The sequence below is a fragment of the Algoriphagus sp. TR-M9 genome, from assembly GCF_027594545.1.
GTDB lineage: Bacteria > Bacteroidota > Bacteroidia > Cytophagales > Cyclobacteriaceae > Algoriphagus > Algoriphagus halophytocola.
On sequence record NZ_CP115160.1, the window covers coordinates 1,752,795 to 1,771,209 of the forward strand.

An 18,415-nucleotide genomic window follows, 5' to 3' on the forward strand; every position below is an offset into this window, starting at 1 on the left:
GATAGTTTTGTCATTTCAAACTTTTAAAAATACATGAAGAAGATATTAATAACCGGCGGAGCTGGATATATAGGTTCACATACGGCAGTACAGTTAGTTCAATCCGGCTATGAGCCCATCATCATTGATGATCTATCGAATTCCGAAGAAAAAGTACTAGGTAGGTTAAAAGAGATTTTGGGCAAGGAAATCAGCTTTTACAAGGGTGACTGTGGCGATAGGCAGCTTCTTGAACAAATAGCCAAAGAACATGAACTTTCCGGGGTGATTCATTTTGCTGCTTTCAAAGCCGTGGGAGAAAGTACCAAGCTCCCTTTGAAGTATTACAGAAACAATGTAGGGTCCTTGGTCACTCTACTGCAGTTTATGCAGGATCATCACATTAAAGATCTAGTTTTCTCGTCCTCCTGTACGGTTTATGGACAGCCTGATAAGTTGCCGGTGACAGAAGCTACTCCCAGACAGGATGCGGAGAGTCCATATGGTAACACGAAGAAAATCTGTGAGGATATTCTGATCGATTTTATTAAAAGTAAGTCTGGTTTGCGTGTGATTTCATTACGATATTTCAATCCTGTAGGAGCCCATCCCAGTGGAAAAATCGGTGAATTGCCGATTGGTGTTCCTGCGAATTTGGTTCCTTTTGTAACCCAGGCAGCAGCAGGCATTCGGGAGAAGCTGACAGTTTTTGGAGCGGATTATGACACCGCCGACGGCTCATGCATTAGAGATTATATCCATGTGATGGATCTGGCGGATGCGCATTTAAAGGCTTTTGAATACCTGAGCAAGCAGGAGGACAATTTCTATGATGTATTTAATGTAGGCACAGGAAATGGCAATACGGTTTTGGAAGTCATAAAAGCATTCGAAAAGGTGAATGGTATTAAAGTCAATTATGAAATTGGGCCTAGAAGACCCGGGGACATTGTGAAAATATGGGCAGACACTTCTAAGATCAATGAAAAACTAAAGTGGCAGCCGAGCTATTCGCTGGAAGACTCCATGCGGGATAGCTGGAACTGGCAGAGGCAGCTATCAAATTAATCCCTAAATAGTCCTATCAATCTTGCTTAAGCAATACTCCCCTCCTGATGAGTAATTTCATTGGAGGGGATTTGTTTTTTTGGCTTCACTACTCTGCTTTGTTTATTAAAAGAACTTTTAAAGTGGGGCTCCATTTGTGAAAAAAATTCAATAGATAAGGTGTAAATGTGAGAAGCGAAAAATCAGGTGCAATTTTCATTTTTTGGTATCTAGGATTAATGTTTTTAAGTGAATCTGTACTACAGTGATAAATCCTACTTGTACTTATGCATCATTTTTTCTTTTTGAAAGGAAAGTATCCTATTTTGAAGATCTTGGAAAGAATAAACATTTCTAGGAAGAAGGAGGTTATATAGACTTATTTCAAGAATAGATATGAATAAAAACATGGGCTTTTTAAAGCCTGATCACCAGATGTCACCACATAACTTTAATAAACTTGATGCTGATAAAGATGTTTCTTTGTACAGAATTTGCGAATTGACGGCTCAGATAGCACAAGTTCCCAAAGTTGCACTTTTGTATCGTGACGGGTCTCAAGTCTGCTATACCGCTGATTTCGGATTTAAAGATGAGTGTCATGAAGTATTATCCATCCTCATTTCGAATTCAGTTTATTCCAAGGATACCTTTCATTGTAATTCCCTGATGGATTTTGAGCTAGATCAGTCTCAAGTGGATTTTTTGAAAAAGCACGAAGTGGATTCATTTTCCTTTTATCCCCTAGTCAATAAATCTGGAGATTTTCTTGGTCATTTAGTCTTGTTGAGCTCCAAACAGATTTTTTACTCCGATAGTCAGGAAAGAGGTATCGCTTTACTCAGAGCTGAGGCAACTGTCGTACTTCAGGAAAGATTATTGATTTCTGAATATGCGCAGATAGAACGCTTGTTTAACCTTTCCAACGACCTGATTTGCATAGCGAGCGTGGACGGTTTCTTCAAAAAAGTCAACCCATCCTTTACAAAGCAACTTGGATGGGATGAGCCTACTTTACTTACCCATTCATTTTTCGAAATGATCCACCCAGATGATCTTGAAAAGTCGAAAAAGGAGATTGAAAAGTTGGGCAGGGGAGAGTCATCCATTGAATTTTCTCACCGCTTTGTATGTAAAGACGGTGAATATGTAGATTTGGAATGGGTAGCTACTCCTGAGTCCAAATCAGGGGATATTTTTGCCATAGCCCGAAATACCACTGAATCGAAAGCAAGGGAACACAGATTGGAACAAAGTGAAAACAGACTTCGGGTGTTTTTCGAGAGCTCTCAAGGTCTAATGTGTACGCATGACCTTTCTGGTGTGTTTCTTTCAGTAAATGAAGCTGGATCAAGTAGGCTTGGCTATCAAGTGAATCAGGTAGTAGGAAGAAGTCTATACGATATAGTTCCGGTACACCGGCATGAGTTCATTGATCAGTATTTGAGTGATATTAAGAAAAATGGTAAGGCTAGTGGACAAATGGTTACCCGTCATCGAGATGGGTCATATTTGATTTGGATGTACAATAATGTACTAGAGCGTGATCCAACAGGAGAAGTGGACTATGTGATTGGGAATGCGATTGATATTACTCAGCGGATATCTTTAGAAAATGAACTGACACAGGCCAGGAAACTGCTGGAAGAAACTGGTAAAATAGCCAAAGTGGGAGGGTGGAGCCTCAATGTAAAAGCAAATGAGCTCACCTGGAGCCCAATGACTAAAACCATTCATGAAGTTCCAGAGAACTTTGTCCCTGATGTGAGTACTGGTATAGATTTTTATAAAGAAGGAGAAAGCCGGTCCAAGATTTCAAAAGCAGTGGAAAGAGCCATGAATTTTGGGGAACCCTGGGATCTAGAACTTCAATTGGTAACTTTTAAAGGCAATGATCTTTGGGTTCGGGCTATCGGGCAGGCAGAGTTTAAAGATGGAGAATGTGTGCGTGTCTTCGGTACTTTTCAGGATATAGATGAAAGTAAAAAGGCTGAGATAGAACTTGAGCATACCAGGAAGGTGCTGGATAATGTCATCAATGCCTCTTCTGAGGTTTGCGTAATCTCTACGGATGTGGAAGGGGTAATTACAGTTTTTAATGTGGGCGCAGAAAAGATGCTGGGGTATACTTCTGATGAAGTAGTCGGCAAGCGTAAGCCTGATTTTCTACATAAGCCATCAGAAGTTTTAGCGCATGTAAAGGAGCTCGAGCAGGAATTTGGCAGAGAAATACAGCAGCATGAAATATTTACAATTCGAGCTGATATAAATGGTTTTGATCAGAAGAACTGGACTTTTTTAACCAAAGGTGGCCAGGAGAAATCTGTTTCTCTAGTGGTTTCCACGATGAGGGATTTATCAAATGAAATTATCGGATATCTGGGGATTGCGATCGATGTCACTGAGAAGGTCAAATTTGAGATGGACTTAATCAATGAAAAGAGTAGACTAAGTGCCTTCGTACAACATGCTCCAGCTGCAGTTGCCATGCTGGACCATGATTTGAAATATATCAATGCAAGTAATCAATGGAAGAAAGAATATTCGATGCAACAACTCGATATTATCGGGAAATCTCACTATGACTTTTTTCCTGAATTGACAGAGGCTGCAATAGCCCGGCATCAGCGGGTGTTGAAGGGTGCAATTGAAAGAAAAGAGGAGGATGTAGTAAAACTACCGGGGGAAACATCAAAGCGGTATGTAAGTTGGGAAATGAGACCTTGGTACCTTTTTGATGGGGAAATTGGAGGGATTATGATATCTACTCAAAATGTGACAGGATTTGTCAAGCAGCGGGAAGAGTTGGAAAGAGCAAAAGAGCTAGCAGAGGAAGCAAGTAGTGCGAAATCAGAATTCCTGGCCAATATGAGTCATGAAATCAGGACACCGTTGAATGGAGTGATAGGATTTACAGATTTGGTTTTGAAAACCAGACTGAATGAAACTCAAAATCAATACCTCACCATAGTAAATCAATCTGCAAATGCATTACTGAGCATTATTAATGATATACTTGATTTTTCTAAGATCGAGGCGGGTAAGCTGGAGTTAGATGTGGAAAAATGTGATCTCTATGAAATTTCGTCCCAGGCGACCGATATTATCACCTATCAAATACAGCAAAAGGGGCTGGAAATGCTTTTAAATGTGGCTCCCGAACTTCCTAGATTTATTTATGCAGATTCAGTTCGTTTAAAGCAAGTCTTGGTTAATTTACTAGGTAACGCTTCCAAGTTTACACAGAAGGGGGAGATCGAGCTAAAAATTGAAAATCTTGAAACCTATGAGAACAAAAATAAAATCCGGTTTTCAGTTCGCGATACAGGAATAGGAATCAAACCTGAAAAACAGTCCAAAATATTTGAGGCCTTTTCGCAAGAAGATAGTTCTACTACCAAGAAATATGGAGGAACTGGGTTAGGATTGGCGATTTCCAATAGTCTTTTAAAAATGATGGGGAGTCAGTTAAATCTTACCTCAGAAGTGGATAAAGGAAGTACGTTTTATTTCGATATAGTTTTGGATACTGAGGAGGGGGAAAAGTTAGAATGGTTTGACGTCAGTAAAATTAAAAAGGTCCTGATTGTGGATGATAATGATAATAATCGCTTGATTGTTCGTCAAATGCTTTTACTGCAGAATATCCAATCTTTAGAGGCTGCGAATGGTTTGGAAGCGCTGCAAAAACTAGCCGCAGGAGAACGGTATGATGTCGTGTTGATGGATTACCATATGCCATTTATGGATGGGTTGGAGACCATTCAAAAAATAAGAGAAACCATCCAGCCTGACCCTGAAGAATTGCCAATTATGCTTTTGCATAGTTCGTCAGATGACCAAAAGATTATCCCCGCTTGCAGGGAGTATAGTGTGATGCATAGGTTAATCAAACCTTTGAAAATACAGGAATTTTATACCGCTTTGTCACATATCCATAGTAGTGGGTTTAAATATGAAGGAACAGAACAATTAGAAGACAAAGGGGCATTTAGGGCGTTTACTGTGCTGGTGGCTGAAGACAATATTGTAAACATGCTTTTGGCTAAAACTATTGTCGCAAAAATTGCCCCTAACGCCACTTTTGTAGAAGCTGCTAATGGCAAGGAGGCCTTGAATTATTGCCAATACAACATGCCTGATATCATCCTGATGGATGTACAGATGCCGGAGATGAATGGGTATGAGGCTACCGGCAAAATTAGGGCATTGGATTATCACACTCATGTGCCGATTATCGCATTTACAGCTGGTAATGTAAAAGGAGAGCGGGAAAAGTGTATAGCAGCCGGTATGGATGACTTCCTGGTTAAGCCTGTCGTTGAGGAAAATATCAATATGATTTTTAAAAAATGGCTTGAACTCGAGCCAGAAATTCCTGTAAGTACCAATCCATCGGAGATTGATGATTCTAATATTCTACATTATAATTCTTCTAAACTTCTGAATTACATAGACCATGATATGGAGATGTTTCAGAATATATTACTAGTAGTGAAGGAGGAGTTAGAAAAGTCGCTTTCCAATATTAGCAACCTAGTGGAAGCAAAGGAACTTAAACCACTTAAAGAAGCAGGACATAAATTATATGGTACAGCTGCTTCAGGAGGTATGAAAGCTTTATCTGAATTAGCATTTCAACTGGAGCATTTGAAGGTTTTTGATGATGCTGATGTATTGGAGCTATTTGAAAAAATTCAAGTTGAAGTTGAATTAGTTAAATTATTGATTGATAGAGATTTAGTTTGATCAAATTGCCTGGAATAATATTACAATGGCTATCTAGAATAGTATGGGGGATTCGTATATTTAACCAGCTGAACTACCACTCCAATATTTGTACTTTGAGTTTCGAATTACCCTGATTTATTGCCGAAGTTGTGGTTACTAGTTGGGGCTCAAACCCTACCATCATCTGGGGCTTTATGTTGAGTATGTATTGTAGCAATCCTTGGATTTCCCTGAAAACAAAAAAGCCTTAGATTTCTCTAAGGCTTTAAGCGGAATAGCCTGTCCCGATCATTCGGGAGACGGGACTCGAACCCGCGACCTTCCCGAAGTGTCGGGACAGGCATTCTAACCAGCTGAACTACCACTCCGATATTTGTACTTTGAGTTTCGAATTACCCTGTTTTACTGCCGAAGTTGTGATTACTAGTTGGGGTTTGAATCCTATCATTTACTGGGTCTGAATGTTTAGAATTTATTGTAGCAATCCTTGGATTCCCCTGAAAACAAAAAAGCCTTAGATTTCTCTAAGGCTCTAAGCGGAATAGCCTGTTCCGATCATTCGGGAGACGGGACTCGAACCCGCGACCTTCCCGATGTGTCGGGACAGGCTTCTAACCAGCTGAACTACCACTCCGATATTTGTACTTTGAGTTCGAAATACCCTGATTTATTGCCGAAGTTGTGGTTACTAGCTGGGGCTCAAATCCTCCCTTTTCCTGGGGCTTTATTTTGAGCATGTATTGTAGCAATCCTTGGATTCCCCTGAAAACAAAAAAGCCTTAGATTTCTCTAAGGCTTTAAGCGGAATGGACGGGACTCGAACCCGCGACCTCCTGCGTGACAGGCAGGCATTCTAACCAGCTGAACTACCACTCCAATATTTGTACTTTGAATTTTATGGTTTAACAACTTTTTGTCAAACTCTTGCGGAATGGACGGGACTCGAACCCGCGACCTCCTGCGTGACAGGCAGGCATTCTAACCAGCTGAACTACCACTCCTTTTTTACTCAAGAGAAAATCTCATTTGACTGCCTCGTTTTTGAGTGATGCAAAGGTAGTTTTTTGATTTGTTATTGCAAAAAGTGATTCGAATATTTCTGCTACATTTCTGTATAAACTTAAAATTCAGCAAGATAAATTTTCAAAGAAAGCTGACCTTTCTAGCCTCTTCAGGTGAAATCTGCCTCTTACAGTGATTTGGCTTAATGAAGTGCTGCAGCTAAAATGAAAGATTGATGTAGACTGAGGTTAAAATTTTTAAATCCCAAGGGTATATGCTTATCTTTGTTTTTCCCAAAAATCACCAAAATGGTATTAGAATTCGAAAAACCTATAGCTGATTTAGAACAAAAGCTTCAGGAAATGAAGGAGTTGGCTACTGGAAGAAATATCGATTTAAGTTCCGATATTCATTCTCTAGAAGAAAAAATTCTTGCTTTGAAAAAAGAAACTTTTCAAAATCTCACCCGCTGGCAGCGAGTGCAGCTTTCCAGACATGCTGACAGACCTTATTCTCTGGACTACATTTATGAAATGACTAATGATTTTGTCGAGCTTCATGGAGACAGAACGGTAGCAGATGACAAGGCCATGGTAGGAGGGCTTGGAGATCTAGATGGACGTACAGTGATGTTTATCGGACAGCAAAAAGGCCGAAACACCAAGCAACGTCAGATGAGAAACTTTGGCATGGCCAATCCTGAAGGTTACCGAAAAGCACTTCGCCTCATGAAAATGGCGGAAAAGTTCGGCAAGCCTATTGTGACTTTGATAGATACCCCGGGTGCATTTCCTGGTTTGGAAGCTGAAGAAAGAGGCCAGGGTGAGGCGATAGCCCGAAATATCAAGGAAATGTTTATGCTGAAAGTGCCAGTGATCTGTGTGATCATAGGAGAAGGTGCTTCTGGTGGAGCCTTAGGTATTGCGATAGGCGATAAGGTTATGATGCTTGAAAATAGCTGGTATTCTGTGATTTCTCCCGAAAACTGCTCCACTATACTTTGGAGAAGCTGGGATTATAAGGAGCAGGCAGCTGAATCTCTTAAATTGACAGCTCTGGACATGAAAGGAAACGGTTTAGTAGATGATATCATCCCTGAGCCGCTGGGAGGAGCACATAAGGATATGAAACAAATGGCGCTCACCCTCAAGGAAACTTTGATCAAAACTCTTAAGGATCTGGATAAAATCAAGCCGGAAAAAAGAATAGATCAGCGCATCGAAAAATTCTGTTCGATGGGTGTAGTAGTAGAGTAAATATATCACAGCCCCGGACTTGCTATCGAGTCCGGGCTTTTTCTTTCAAATCATGGAATTATACGTTGTCAATACTGGTTTTTTTAAACTTGACGGAGGTGCCATGTTTGGGGTAGTGCCCAAAACACTTTGGTCCAGAACCAACCCAGCAGATGATAATAACATGTGTACCTGGGCGATGCGCTCCTTATTGGCCGTTGATGGCAATAGAGTAGTGCTGATCGACAACGGTATAGGGGATAAACAGGATGCTAAATTTTTCTCCCATTACTATTTACATGGAGAAGATTCCCTGGAGAAAAGCTTGCGCAAAATAGGCTTAAGCGCTCATCAAATCACAGATAACTTTCTGACCCATCTGCATTTTGACCACTGCGGAGGTGGAGTTAAATATGGCTCCCATGGACAATACGAAATGACCTTTCCTAGGGCTACTTACTGGTCAAACCAGGAACACTGGAAGTGGGCAACAGCACCTAATCCTAGGGAAAAAGCCTCATTTCTGGAGGAAAACATACTTCCTATGCAAGAACTAGGACAGCTGGACTTTGTGGATCTAAAGCAAAAAAGTTTTTTACCAGGCTTTGAATTTTTCACTGTAGACGGACATACCGACAAGCAGATGCTCCCGAAGATTCAGTACAAGGGTCATACCTTGGTATTTGTAGCAGATTTGCTGCCATCAGTAGGCCATATCCCTTTGCCATATGTGATGGGCTATGATACGCGGCCTCTGGTGACCATGGATGAGAAAGCGGCATTTCTAGAGGAAGCCGCTAGGGAGAAATATGTGCTTTTCCTCGAACATGATGCGCAGCATGAGTGCTGCACAGTGAAAATGACCGAGAAAGGCGTTCGTTTGGATCAAACCTTCAAACTAGATGAAATCTAGTTTGAAAATCGGCATTGCACTTTCAGGAGGGGGAGTGCGGGGAATATCGCATCTTGGAGCCCTTCAGGCTTTGGGAGAAAGCGGAATTGTACCGACCAAAGTTTCAGGAACCTCAGCTGGAGCTATCGCCGGCGCAATGTTTTGCCAAGGATATACACCTACAGAGATTTTAAAGATCATAGTAGAAACAAATTACTTCAAGTTTCTTCGCCCGGCTATATCATGGACGGGAATCCTTAAAATGGATACCGTAGGCACTTTATTTAAGCTTTACTTGGATCATGATGACTTTGCAAAGCTAAAAACCCCGCTTACCGTGGCCGCCACCGATATCAAAAAAGGCAAAGTTCGCTATTATTCTGAAGGAGAACTGATCCGTCCCATAATGGCCTCTTCTTGCATTCCCGGGATGTTTGACCCTATTATCATCGGGAAAAGGCACCTCGTAGATGGTGGGGTGTTGAATAACCTACCTGTGGAGCCTCTGGAGGGGATTTGTGATTTTGTCATCGGGATTAACTGCAATCAGCTGCCAGAGGAAAGTAACATCAGAAATATGAAAAACCTGGTGGAGCGGTCTGTGATTATGGCCATGAACTATAATGTATATAGCCGCAAAGGGAAATGTGATTTTTTCCTGGAACCTCCAGGTTTGGGGAAATACGGAGTTTTTGATATAAAAAAAGCTTCAGAATTATTTCAGGCAGGTTATGATTATACTTGCCAATATATTGAGGAGAATCCCTCTATTTTAGAATTAGCTGTTGATAAAAATACCATAAAGTCATAAGGATATGATGAAAGCCTTGTCACGTTTTGTGTTCTGGATTTCTGGATGGAGCTTAAACGATCAATGGCCCAAAGGCCTGAAAAAAGCGGTATTGATCGCCATTCCCCATACTTCCAACTGGGATATACTCTATGCCCGCGCTGCTTTTTTTCTCATGGATATCCCGGTGCGGTTTACCATTAAGAAGGAGGTGATGGTAGGCCCTTTAGGCTGGTTGCTGAAAGGCTTGGGCGCTATTTCCATAGACAGGAAACGTATACCGGGAGGTAGAAAGCAAACCTATACTGAATCAATGGTGTCCATGCTCAATGAACGAGATGAACTGGTTATCATGGTCACTCCTGAAGGAACCAGGAGTCAGGTGAAAAAATGGAAGTCAGGGTTTTACCATATAGCGCTAGGGGCTAATGTGCCAGTGGTGGTGGGTTATTTGGATTATAAGAAGAAGGAAGCCGGTATAGGTCCGGTGATCAATCCAGATGGTAACATGGATGCCCAGATTGAAGAGTTGAAAGTATTTGGTCGGACAGTCACAGGTAAGCATCCCGAAAAAGGAATCTTGTAGCCTCTTACACTTCCAGGCTCTTGACTTCTTCAATTGCCCGAAGGATGGTTGAGCATGCCTCACGGATTTCCTCCTTTGAGATGGTCAAGGGCGGGGCTATTCGCATAGAATTGTCGCAGAATAGAAACCAATCTGTAATGACTCCCAATTCAATGGCCCGGTCGATTACAGGCTTTAGGATTGCAAACGAATCAAATTCTACAGCCATCATCAGCCCTTTGTTTCTGATACTCTTGATTTCAGGATGTACGAGCAAAGTTTTAAACAGGTTGGCTTTTTCATCTACTTGAGCGATAAGCTTTTCGTCCTTTAGCACCTGTATAGTCGCCAAAGAAGCCGCAGCACTTACCGGATGTCCCCCAAATGTGGTGATGTGTCCCAGCAGCGGGTTGTTTTTGAAAACACTCATCACCTCCTTATTGGAAATAAACGCGCCGATAGGCATTCCGCCGCCCATCCCTTTGGCACAGACAACGATATCCGGTACTATCCCGAAATGCTCGAATGCCCAGAATTTACCGGTTCTTCCAAAACCGCATTGGATTTCATCCAAAATCAACAATGTGCCTGTGTCGTTACATTTTTTTCGCAGGGCCTGAAACCAATCCGCAGATCCAACCCGGATCCCAGCTTCTCCCTGTATGGTTTCGACCAGCACAGCTGCAGTATCTTCATCTATTGCTTCAAGGCTGGAAATATCATTATAAGCAATGTTGGTAACGCCCGGTAGCAAGGGGCGGTAGGCTCGTTTGAATATTTCGTTTCCGCCCACACTCAAAGCCCCATGTGAACTCCCGTGGTAGGCATTTTCGCAAGAAACCAGCTTAGCTTTACCGGTAAATCTCTTTGCCAGCTTCAATGCACCTTCGACTGCCTCACTTCCACTATTGACCAAATAGACATTATCCAAGCTACTTGGTAAGGTGTCACAAAGCGCCTTGGCGAGTTGCGCTTGTGGGCTTTGTACATATTCCCCATATACCATCAAGTGCAGGTATTTATCCATCTGATCATGAACTGCTGATAGCACTCGGGGGTGGCGATGACCTATGTTACTTACCCCGATTCCAGAGATCAAGTCCAGGTATTTTTCTCCTTCAGGCCCGTAAATATACACACCTTCGGCTTTTTCTATTTCAATCAGCAGAGGAAAATCAGTGGTTTGGGCGAGGTGTTGAAGAAAAAGTTGTCTGTTATTCATGACTTGATATATTTTGGGGTAAGAAGGTGAGGCTTTTGCTTAACCCCACTTTTCAAAGGTAATTGTTTATCGTCGATTAGGGTAAATAGCCTGATGAGTTTAGAAGCCTGGCAAAGCACTCGCTCCTCAGTAGAATCGGTTTATGATATGTATAGGAATAAAAGATATGGAAAGTTCCAAAGGGTATATTGAGGAATTTTTGCTTTTGATCTAGATCAAAATTCAGACAGGCGACTTGTATAGTTTGTCCCTTGCGTGATTTGCTCCATTGAAAATAAGTCTGTTGGTAATCAGTGTACTAATAGCCTAAATCTTATCTATTGCATTCTAAAGTCTGTTTTTTCGTAGTTTTAGATTTATTTTAGAGAAGATAAGTAGGTTTCTGCATGGTATTTCCTGCCCTTTCATAATCACCTAGTATGCCTGAGAAATTTATAGATATAGAAAAAGCCATAAGATCCAAAAACCCCAATTTGCTCCGATGGATGCCTGGCTTTATGCTGAATTATATCAAAAGAGTGACTCATGAGTCCTGGATGAATGAAGTGATGGAACGAGTTCATCACCTAAAGGGGATGGAATTTGTCAATGCCTTGATTTCTGAACTGGAGATAGAAGTAGTGCTGGAAGGAGCAGACCGGATACCAAAGACCGGAGGAATTATCATTGCTGCCAATCACCCATTGGGTGGAATAGACGGGATCGCATTGATGAAGGCAGTAGGAGAGGTTCGCACCGATCAAAGGTTTCTGGTAAATGATCTGCTGATGCAGTTTAAAAATTTTCAGCCGCTTTTTATCCCGATTAATAAGCATGGCAAAAATTCAGCTGCATCTCTGAATGCGCTGGATGAAGCTTATGCGGGGGAATATGCGGTTTTGATTTTTCCGGCAGGGTTAGTTTCCAGGAAAAGTGAAACTGGAATCAGGGACCTTCAGTGGAAAAAGAGCTTTGTCTCCAAAGCGAAGAAATACAAAAAAGATATCTTACCTTGTTTTATTGAAGGTAAAAATTCTAAATTTTTCTACAATTTGGCGCATTGGAGAAAAAAAATAGGCATTCAGGCAAATATAGAAATGTTCTATTTAGCAGATGAACTCTACAAGCAAAGAGGACAAACAGTAGTAATTAAGGTGGGTGACCTGATCTCTCATGAATCTCTGGATTCCAGCAAAACTGATGGAAAATGGGCGGATCATTTGAAGGAAGTGACCTATGAACTTGGTAAAAAGAATGGATAAAGAAGCACAGATAATCCCAGCGTTAGATAGAAAGCTTTTAAAAGCCGAACTGACGCCAGAACGTTTTTTGAGATACACCAATAATGGCGACAATCTGGTTTACCTGGTCAATCATCACAATGCACCAAATGTGGTTCAGGAAATAGGTAGACTCAGAGAAATCACCTTTAGAGCTGCTGGAGGTGGTACTGGCTTAGCGCTGGATTTGGATGAAAACGATACCTGTGAAAACTGTTACGAGCAATTGGTCACCTGGAATCCTGAGGACGAGGAAATTGTAGCTGGATATCGCCTTATTAACTGTAAAAATTCTGTAAAAGCTGACGGTAGCCTAAACCTTTCTACCACGCATCTATTTGACTTTTCAGAGCGTTTTGTCAAGGATTATATTCCGTTTACTATTGAGTTAGGACGTTCATTTGTTCAGCCCAAATATCAGCCAGCTTTTGACAATAGAAAAGGCATATTCAGCTTAGATAACTTATGGGACGGTCTGGGCGCGGTAGTTTTGCTCAACCCGGAAGTCAAATATCTCTTCGGAAAGGTCACCATGTATCCGCATTTTAATCGAGAAGCCAGAGATCTTTTGCTGATGTTCATGAACCATTACTTTCCGGATAAGGACGGATTGGTAAATCCAAAACCCGAACTGGCTTTAGGTTATGAAACTGAGCTCCCCAATCAAGGAAATCCATTCGAAGGATTGGAATACAAGGAGGGGTACAAATTACTGAACGGTAGGATCAGAACTTACGGCGAAAATATCCCTCCTTTGATCAATACCTACATGAATCTTTCGCCTACCATGATGACGTTTGGTACTGCGCTGAATGATGAATTCGGAGAGGTAGAGGAAACAGGGATACTGATTACTCTAGAGGATGTCTATGAGACCAAAAAGCATAGACACATGGGGACTTTCGAGCGGGATAAAACTTACGGAAGCCGAGATGTCTGATAAGCTTACGCTCATTGTTGGTGCCACCACCAATCCTTCCCGTTATGCTTATTTTGCGGCAAGTCGCCTTTCAGAGGCAGGTGTAGACTTTATTCCAATAGGGATTAAAAAGGGAGAGGTGTTTGGGAAGGAAATTCTTGATTTGCGCAGCAAGCCAGACTTGAAAGATATACACACCATCACCATGTACATAGGGCCTGTGCATCAGGCGGAGTGGATGGATTACCTGATCAGCTTACAGCCCAAACGGATCATTTTTAATCCTGGTACTGAAAACCCGGCGTTTTTCTCAGCTGCCCGAGCCAAAGGAATCGAAGTGCTGCCAGCCTGTACACTGGTCATGCTCAGTTCCAATCAATACTAGTTTTTGTCTAAGTGCCTTGTTTTTCAGGCTGTTGTGTTGTTGACTTTTTCTGGTTTTGGGTTTAGGGAAAAGCTGTGCAAAGTCACATTTTTTGCCTATCTTGCCACATCTTAAAAAGAACAAAAAATCACCTTTTTAGGCCCTTTATAAGGGTTTTCTCCAAAACTTATGAGTGAAGAAAAAGCTAAGAATCCAGCAGAGTACGGCGCCGGCAACATTCAGGTATTAGAAGGTCTTGAGGCAGTTCGTAAGAGACCTGCTATGTATATTGGTGACGTAGGAGTCAAAGGACTTCATCACCTGATCTGGGAAGTGGTGGATAACTCCATCGATGAAGCCTTGGCGGGTCATTGTGATACCATACGAGTGACGGTAAATGAGGATAATTCCATTACTGTAGAAGATAATGGACGAGGTATTCCTACAGATATGCACTCCAAGGAGAAGAAGTCAGCTTTGGAAGTGGTATTGACAGTTCTCCACGCTGGCGGTAAATTCGATAAGGATACCTATAAAGTTTCCGGTGGACTGCACGGCGTAGGGGTGTCTTGTGTAAATGCACTATCTACCGACCTCAAAGCTACTGTTCATCGAAATGGTGTAATCACCGAACAAGAATTCAAAATCGGTGTTCCTCAGTATCCTGCCAGACAAATTGGTAAAACTGATAGCCGAGGCACCATTATCACCTTCAAGCCGGACGCAAGTATATTCACGGTTACTGAATACAAGTACGAAACCATAGCCAACAGGCTACGAGAAATGGCATTCTTGAATGCTGGTATCCGCATATTTCTTACAGATCTACGTGAAAAAGAAGATGATGGAAGCTTCAAGTCTGATGAGTTTTTCTCTGAAGGAGGCTTGGTAGAATTTGTAGAATATTTGGATGTCAGCAAAGAGAAGATCATTGAGACACCTATTTACATAGAATCTGAGCAAAATGGGGTTCCTGTACAAGTGGCCATGAGCTACAACAGTTCCTATTCAGAAAATGTGGTGTCCTACGTAAATACCATCAATACCTACGAAGGCGGTACACATGTGACCGGTTTCAGAAGAGCATTGACCAGAACATTGAAGTCCTATGCCGATAAGTCTGGAATGCTGGAGAAGCTGAAAATGGAAGTGTCCGGGGATGATTTTCGTGAAGGGTTGACTGCGGTGATTTCCGTTAAGGTGGCTGAGCCTCAGTTTGAAGGTCAGACCAAAACTAAACTGGGTAACTCTGATGTAGTCGGTGCAGTGGATTCTGCTGTTTCAGACACCCTGCTTTCTTGGCTGGAAGAGCACCCTAAAGAATCAAAAATCATTGTAGGAAAAGTGATTTTAGCTGCTCAGGCAAGACATGCAGCCCGCAAGGCCCGTGAAATGGTGCAGCGTAAAAATGTACTTGGAGGCGGTGGCCTGCCGGGAAAACTTGCCGACTGTGCAAATAGTGATCCTACGGTTTGTGAATTGTACCTGGTGGAAGGGGACTCCGCAGGAGGTTCTGCCAAGCAAGGAAGAGATCGTGATTTTCAGGCGATTTTGCCCTTGAAAGGAAAAATCCTAAACGTAGAAAAAGCACATGAGCATAAAATCTACGATAATGATGAGATCAAAAATATACTGACAGCGCTAGGAGTTAAATTTGGTACTGCCAATGATGACAAAGAACTAGACCTTACCGGACTTCGCTATCATAAAATCATCATCATGACGGATGCCGATATTGACGGATCTCACATTCGTACCTTGATTTTAACCTTGTTTTTCAGATACATGCGCAGCTTGATCGAAAATGGCTATGTCTATATCGCACTTCCTCCTTTGTATTTGCTGAAAAAAGGTAAAGACGAGCGCTATTGCTGGTCGGAAGATCAACGTAAGGAACTAGTGGCAGAAATGGCCAAAGACGGCAAGGAAGACAGTGTCGGGATACAGCGATACAAGGGTCTTGGTGAAATGAACCCAGAGCAGCTTTGGACTACAACCATGGATCCGGAGATGCGTACCATCAAGCAAGTGACCATTGAATCGGCCGCTGAAGCTGATCATCTCTTCAGTGTACTGATGGGAGATGAAGTCGCCCCACGACGAGAATTTATCGAGAAAAACGCTAAATACGCCAAAATCGATACTTGATTATTTAAAAGGGGCTTTTTAGTCCCTTTTTTTTATTTTTAACAAATTGATAAACTTAGTGTAGGCTCGCATGTTTTAACTTGCCTACGATTTTAACCTTCTAGAACGCTATGAAATTGGCAGTGGCAGATAAATACGATTCAATTATACAGCAAAGTGACTTGGTGAGCCGGGATTTGAGTTGGCTGAAATTCAACGAACGAGTGCTGGACCAATCCAAAAAAGAACATCGGAATGTATTCGAGAAATTGAAGTTTCTCGCCATAACTGCATCCAATTTGGATGAGTTTTTTATGATCCGTGTGGGCTCACTTTATAATTATTTGGACTACGACAAGGAAAGAATCGATTATTCAGGATTGAGAGAGGAACCTTTTAAATCCAAACTGATGGACGAGAGCCAGTCTTTCCATGCCGATCAGCACCAGCAGTTCACCCAAGTAGTGATGCCAGAACTCCATTCTCAGGGCGTGACACTTTGCAACGTCTCCAAGCTCACAGAAAAGGAACAGGAGAAAGTCCATGATTACTTTGTGAAGGTGGTTTATCCTATGCTTACACCTATGGTCTATGATGGGTATAGAACCTTCCCGATTTTGATGAACAAGCTCCTGGTATTTGGCGTGGTGACGAATAGCCCGGGTGATCGGAAAGACATGCGTAAAATGAGCTTTGTGCAGATTCCGGCTAATATCCCGAGGTTTTTCGAAATCGAAAGAGAAGATTCTCTTTTGCTAGTTCCTATAGAAGAAGTAATTCGGGAAAATATCGTTTCGCTTTTCCGGAATGTAGAAATCGAAGGGATCACCCTTTTCAGAATCATACGAAATGGGGATTTTACGCTAGAGGAAAGTGAAGACATGGACGCCAACTTCCTGGAGGAAGTCAAACGCAAACTTATGGAGCGTAAGTCGGGACGTGTGGTTCGAATAGAAATAGAAGAGGGGTACAGTAAGTGGATGATGAATTCCCTGCTGGAAAGATGGAATCTGAAAATGGATTCTGTATTCCTGGTCAAGCGAGATAGTCTTCTGGATTTTACAGGGCTTTGGCAAATCGTAGGCAACAAGAGATTCCGGGAGAGATTGCCACACACACCTGCCCCAGTAAAGCCGCTTAGTTATCCTGAAGAGGGTGTAGCAGAAATTTTCGATGTGTTGAAAGAAAAGGATATACTCCTGCACCATCCTTACAATAATATCGACTCTATTCTTGACCTGGTCGAGAAAGCCGCAGAAGACCCGGATGTAATGGCGATCAAAATGACCATCTATCGCCTGGCTAAGGAAAGTAGGATCACCAAAGCCCTGCTGAAAGCCGCTGAAAACGGCAAACACGTCTCTGTGCTTTTTGAGGTCAAAGCCAGATTCGATGAGGAGAACAATATACGGGAAGCCAAAAAACTTCAAAAGGCTGGCTGCTTTGTGATTTACGGAATTTCTCATTTGAAAACGCACACTAAACTCTTGTTGATTGTAAAGCGTGATGGGAGAGAGATTACCAGGTTCGTTCATCTCGGCTCTGGTAATTACAATGAAGATACAGCCAGACTATATACTGATATTGGCTTGATGACTACCAATGAGGTGATTGCCAATGACGTCTCAGAATTCTTCAACGTAATCACAGGGCACTCCATGCCTACTCAGTATAAAAATCTGATCACGGCTCCAAGAGATATGAGAAACCAGCTAGTGGAATACATAGAACAAGAGGCTGAAAATGCCCGAAATGGACTGCCAAGCGGGATTTTCATTAAGGTTAACTCTCTCGAGGATTCTGAGATCATCTATGCACTCTACCGGGCTTCACAGTCTGGAGTGACGATTAAACTGATCGTAAGAGGTATTTGCTGCTTGCGTCCAGGAAGGGTAGGCTTGAGTGAAAACATAGAAGTATTGTCTATTGTTGGCGATTTTCTGGAGCATTCACGGATCTATTATTTCCACAACAATGGTGAAACCCGCACCTATGCTGGGAGTGCGGATATGATGGTACGAAGTTTTGACAAAAGACTAGAGGCTCTCTTCAAGGTGGAGTCACCGCTATTGGAAAAACAGCTGATGAATATTCTAAATTATAATTTACGTGACAACACCAACGCCTATGTCATGCAGGAGGACGGTACTTACATTGCTAAAAAGCCAGTGGGAGATGAACCGGAATTCAATGTCCATAGGGAGTTTTTCGATCTGGATGCAGATCAAGTATTGCAAGTCGAATTAGTAGACTAAAGCTCAAACGCCCCGTATGGGGCGTTTT

The 18,415-nt window shown here is 42.1% G+C and carries 12 protein-coding genes and 2 tRNA genes; 11 read left to right on the plus strand and 3 right to left on the minus strand.

Features of this window, described 5'->3' with window-relative positions:
• The first annotated feature begins 33 nt into the window (after positions 1-33).
• Both galE and PBT90_RS07670 read left to right on the plus strand, forming a co-directional pair.
• Positions 34-1,047, plus strand: coding sequence for a UDP-glucose 4-epimerase GalE (gene galE / locus PBT90_RS07665; RefSeq protein ID WP_270132534.1), 1,014 nt, complete (start codon positions 34-36; stop codon positions 1,045-1,047).
• A gap of 414 nt (positions 1,048-1,461) precedes the next feature.
• A complete protein-coding gene (locus PBT90_RS07670) occupies positions 1,462-5,775 on the plus strand; it encodes a PAS domain S-box protein (protein ID WP_264809804.1) in 4,314 nt (1,437 codons plus the stop codon).
• 784 nt (positions 5,776-6,559) lie between these two features.
• On the opposite strand, the gene PBT90_RS07675 is transcribed toward PBT90_RS07670, so the two are convergent.
• Together PBT90_RS07675 and PBT90_RS07680 are read right to left on the minus strand one after the other, a co-directional pair.
• Positions 6,560-6,633, minus strand: a tRNA-Asp gene (locus PBT90_RS07675).
• Positions 6,634-6,684: 51 nt separating this feature from the next.
• A tRNA-Asp gene (locus PBT90_RS07680) sits at positions 6,685-6,758 on the minus strand.
• 309 nt (positions 6,759-7,067) lie between these two features.
• On the opposite strand from PBT90_RS07680, the gene PBT90_RS07685 reads away from it, so the two are divergent.
• The 4 genes from PBT90_RS07685 to PBT90_RS07700 are packed head-to-tail and all read left to right on the plus strand — an operon-like array spanning position 7,068 to position 10,262.
• Positions 7,068-8,015 (plus strand): acetyl-CoA carboxylase carboxyltransferase subunit alpha, encoded by a 948-nt coding sequence (locus PBT90_RS07685; RefSeq protein WP_264809805.1) that lies wholly within the window; start codon positions 7,068-7,070, stop codon positions 8,013-8,015.
• Positions 8,016-8,067: 52 nt separating this feature from the next.
• The gene (locus PBT90_RS07690; RefSeq protein WP_264809806.1) at positions 8,068-8,907 is read left to right on the plus strand and encodes an MBL fold metallo-hydrolase; all 840 of its coding nucleotides are present in this window, start codon (positions 8,068-8,070) and stop codon (positions 8,905-8,907) included.
• Positions 8,897-9,697, plus strand: coding sequence for a patatin-like phospholipase family protein (locus PBT90_RS07695; RefSeq protein WP_264809807.1), 801 nt, complete (start codon positions 8,897-8,899; stop codon positions 9,695-9,697). The genes PBT90_RS07690 and PBT90_RS07695 overlap by 11 nt, the downstream gene beginning before the upstream one ends.
• 4 nt (positions 9,698-9,701) lie before the next feature.
• Entirely contained in the window at positions 9,702-10,262 is a 561-nt protein-coding gene (locus tag PBT90_RS07700; RefSeq protein WP_264809808.1) for a 1-acyl-sn-glycerol-3-phosphate acyltransferase, read from the plus strand.
• Between the two features lie 4 nt (positions 10,263-10,266).
• Here PBT90_RS07700 and PBT90_RS07705 read toward each other — a convergent pair whose 3' ends face one another.
• Entirely contained in the window at positions 10,267-11,463 is a 1,197-nt protein-coding gene (locus PBT90_RS07705) for an aspartate aminotransferase family protein (protein ID WP_264809809.1), read from the minus strand.
• A 419-nt stretch (positions 11,464-11,882) separates the two neighbouring features.
• Here PBT90_RS07705 and PBT90_RS07710 point away from each other — a divergent pair, with 419 nt between their 5' ends.
• From PBT90_RS07710 to ppk1, 5 genes are all read left to right on the plus strand, one after another.
• Entirely contained in the window at positions 11,883-12,704 is an 822-nt protein-coding gene (locus tag PBT90_RS07710; protein ID WP_264809810.1) for a 1-acyl-sn-glycerol-3-phosphate acyltransferase, read from the plus strand.
• A complete protein-coding gene (locus PBT90_RS07715) occupies positions 12,697-13,662 on the plus strand; it encodes a GNAT family N-acetyltransferase (RefSeq protein ID WP_264809811.1) in 966 nt (321 codons plus the stop codon). Before PBT90_RS07710 ends, PBT90_RS07715 begins: the two co-directional genes overlap by 8 nt.
• A complete protein-coding gene (locus PBT90_RS07720; RefSeq protein ID WP_264809812.1) occupies positions 13,655-14,026 on the plus strand; it encodes a CoA-binding protein in 372 nt (123 codons plus the stop codon). Before PBT90_RS07715 ends, PBT90_RS07720 begins: the two co-directional genes overlap by 8 nt.
• A gap of 168 nt (positions 14,027-14,194) precedes the next feature.
• Positions 14,195-16,153, plus strand: coding sequence for a DNA topoisomerase (ATP-hydrolyzing) subunit B (gene gyrB / locus PBT90_RS07725; protein ID WP_264809813.1), 1,959 nt, complete (start codon positions 14,195-14,197; stop codon positions 16,151-16,153).
• Positions 16,154-16,263: 110 nt separating this feature from the next.
• Positions 16,264-18,387: a polyphosphate kinase 1 gene (gene ppk1 / locus PBT90_RS07730; protein ID WP_270132542.1), complete on the plus strand. Its 2,124-nt coding sequence runs from the start codon at positions 16,264-16,266 to the stop codon at positions 18,385-18,387.
• Positions 18,388-18,415 lie beyond the last annotated feature (28 nt).

Bases quoted from the DNA above. Each gene is read 5' to 3' on its own strand.
- PBT90_RS07690 (WP_264809806.1), top strand. From the start codon at position 8,068: ATGGAATTATACGTTGTCAATACTGGTTTTTTTAAACTTGACGGAGGT.
- PBT90_RS07685 (WP_264809805.1), top strand. From the start codon at position 7,068: ATGGTATTAGAATTCGAAAAACCTATAGCTGATTTAGAACAAAAGCTT.
- PBT90_RS07715 (WP_264809811.1), top strand. From the start codon at position 12,697: ATGGATAAAGAAGCACAGATAATCCCAGCGTTAGATAGAAAGCTTTTA.
- gyrB (WP_264809813.1), top strand. From the start codon at position 14,195: ATGAGTGAAGAAAAAGCTAAGAATCCAGCAGAGTACGGCGCCGGCAAC.
- ppk1 (WP_270132542.1), top strand. From the start codon at position 16,264: ATGAAATTGGCAGTGGCAGATAAATACGATTCAATTATACAGCAAAGT.
- PBT90_RS07670 (WP_264809804.1), top strand. From the start codon at position 1,462: ATGTCACCACATAACTTTAATAAACTTGATGCTGATAAAGATGTTTCT.
- PBT90_RS07705 (WP_264809809.1), bottom strand. From the start codon at position 11,463: ATGAATAACAGACAACTTTTTCTTCAACACCTCGCCCAAACCACTGAT.
- PBT90_RS07710 (WP_264809810.1), top strand. From the start codon at position 11,883: ATGCCTGAGAAATTTATAGATATAGAAAAAGCCATAAGATCCAAAAAC.
- galE (WP_270132534.1), top strand. From the start codon at position 34: ATGAAGAAGATATTAATAACCGGCGGAGCTGGATATATAGGTTCACAT.
- PBT90_RS07695 (WP_264809807.1), top strand. From the start codon at position 8,897: ATGAAATCTAGTTTGAAAATCGGCATTGCACTTTCAGGAGGGGGAGTG.
- PBT90_RS07700 (WP_264809808.1), top strand. From the start codon at position 9,702: ATGATGAAAGCCTTGTCACGTTTTGTGTTCTGGATTTCTGGATGGAGC.
- PBT90_RS07720 (WP_264809812.1), top strand. From the start codon at position 13,655: ATGTCTGATAAGCTTACGCTCATTGTTGGTGCCACCACCAATCCTTCC.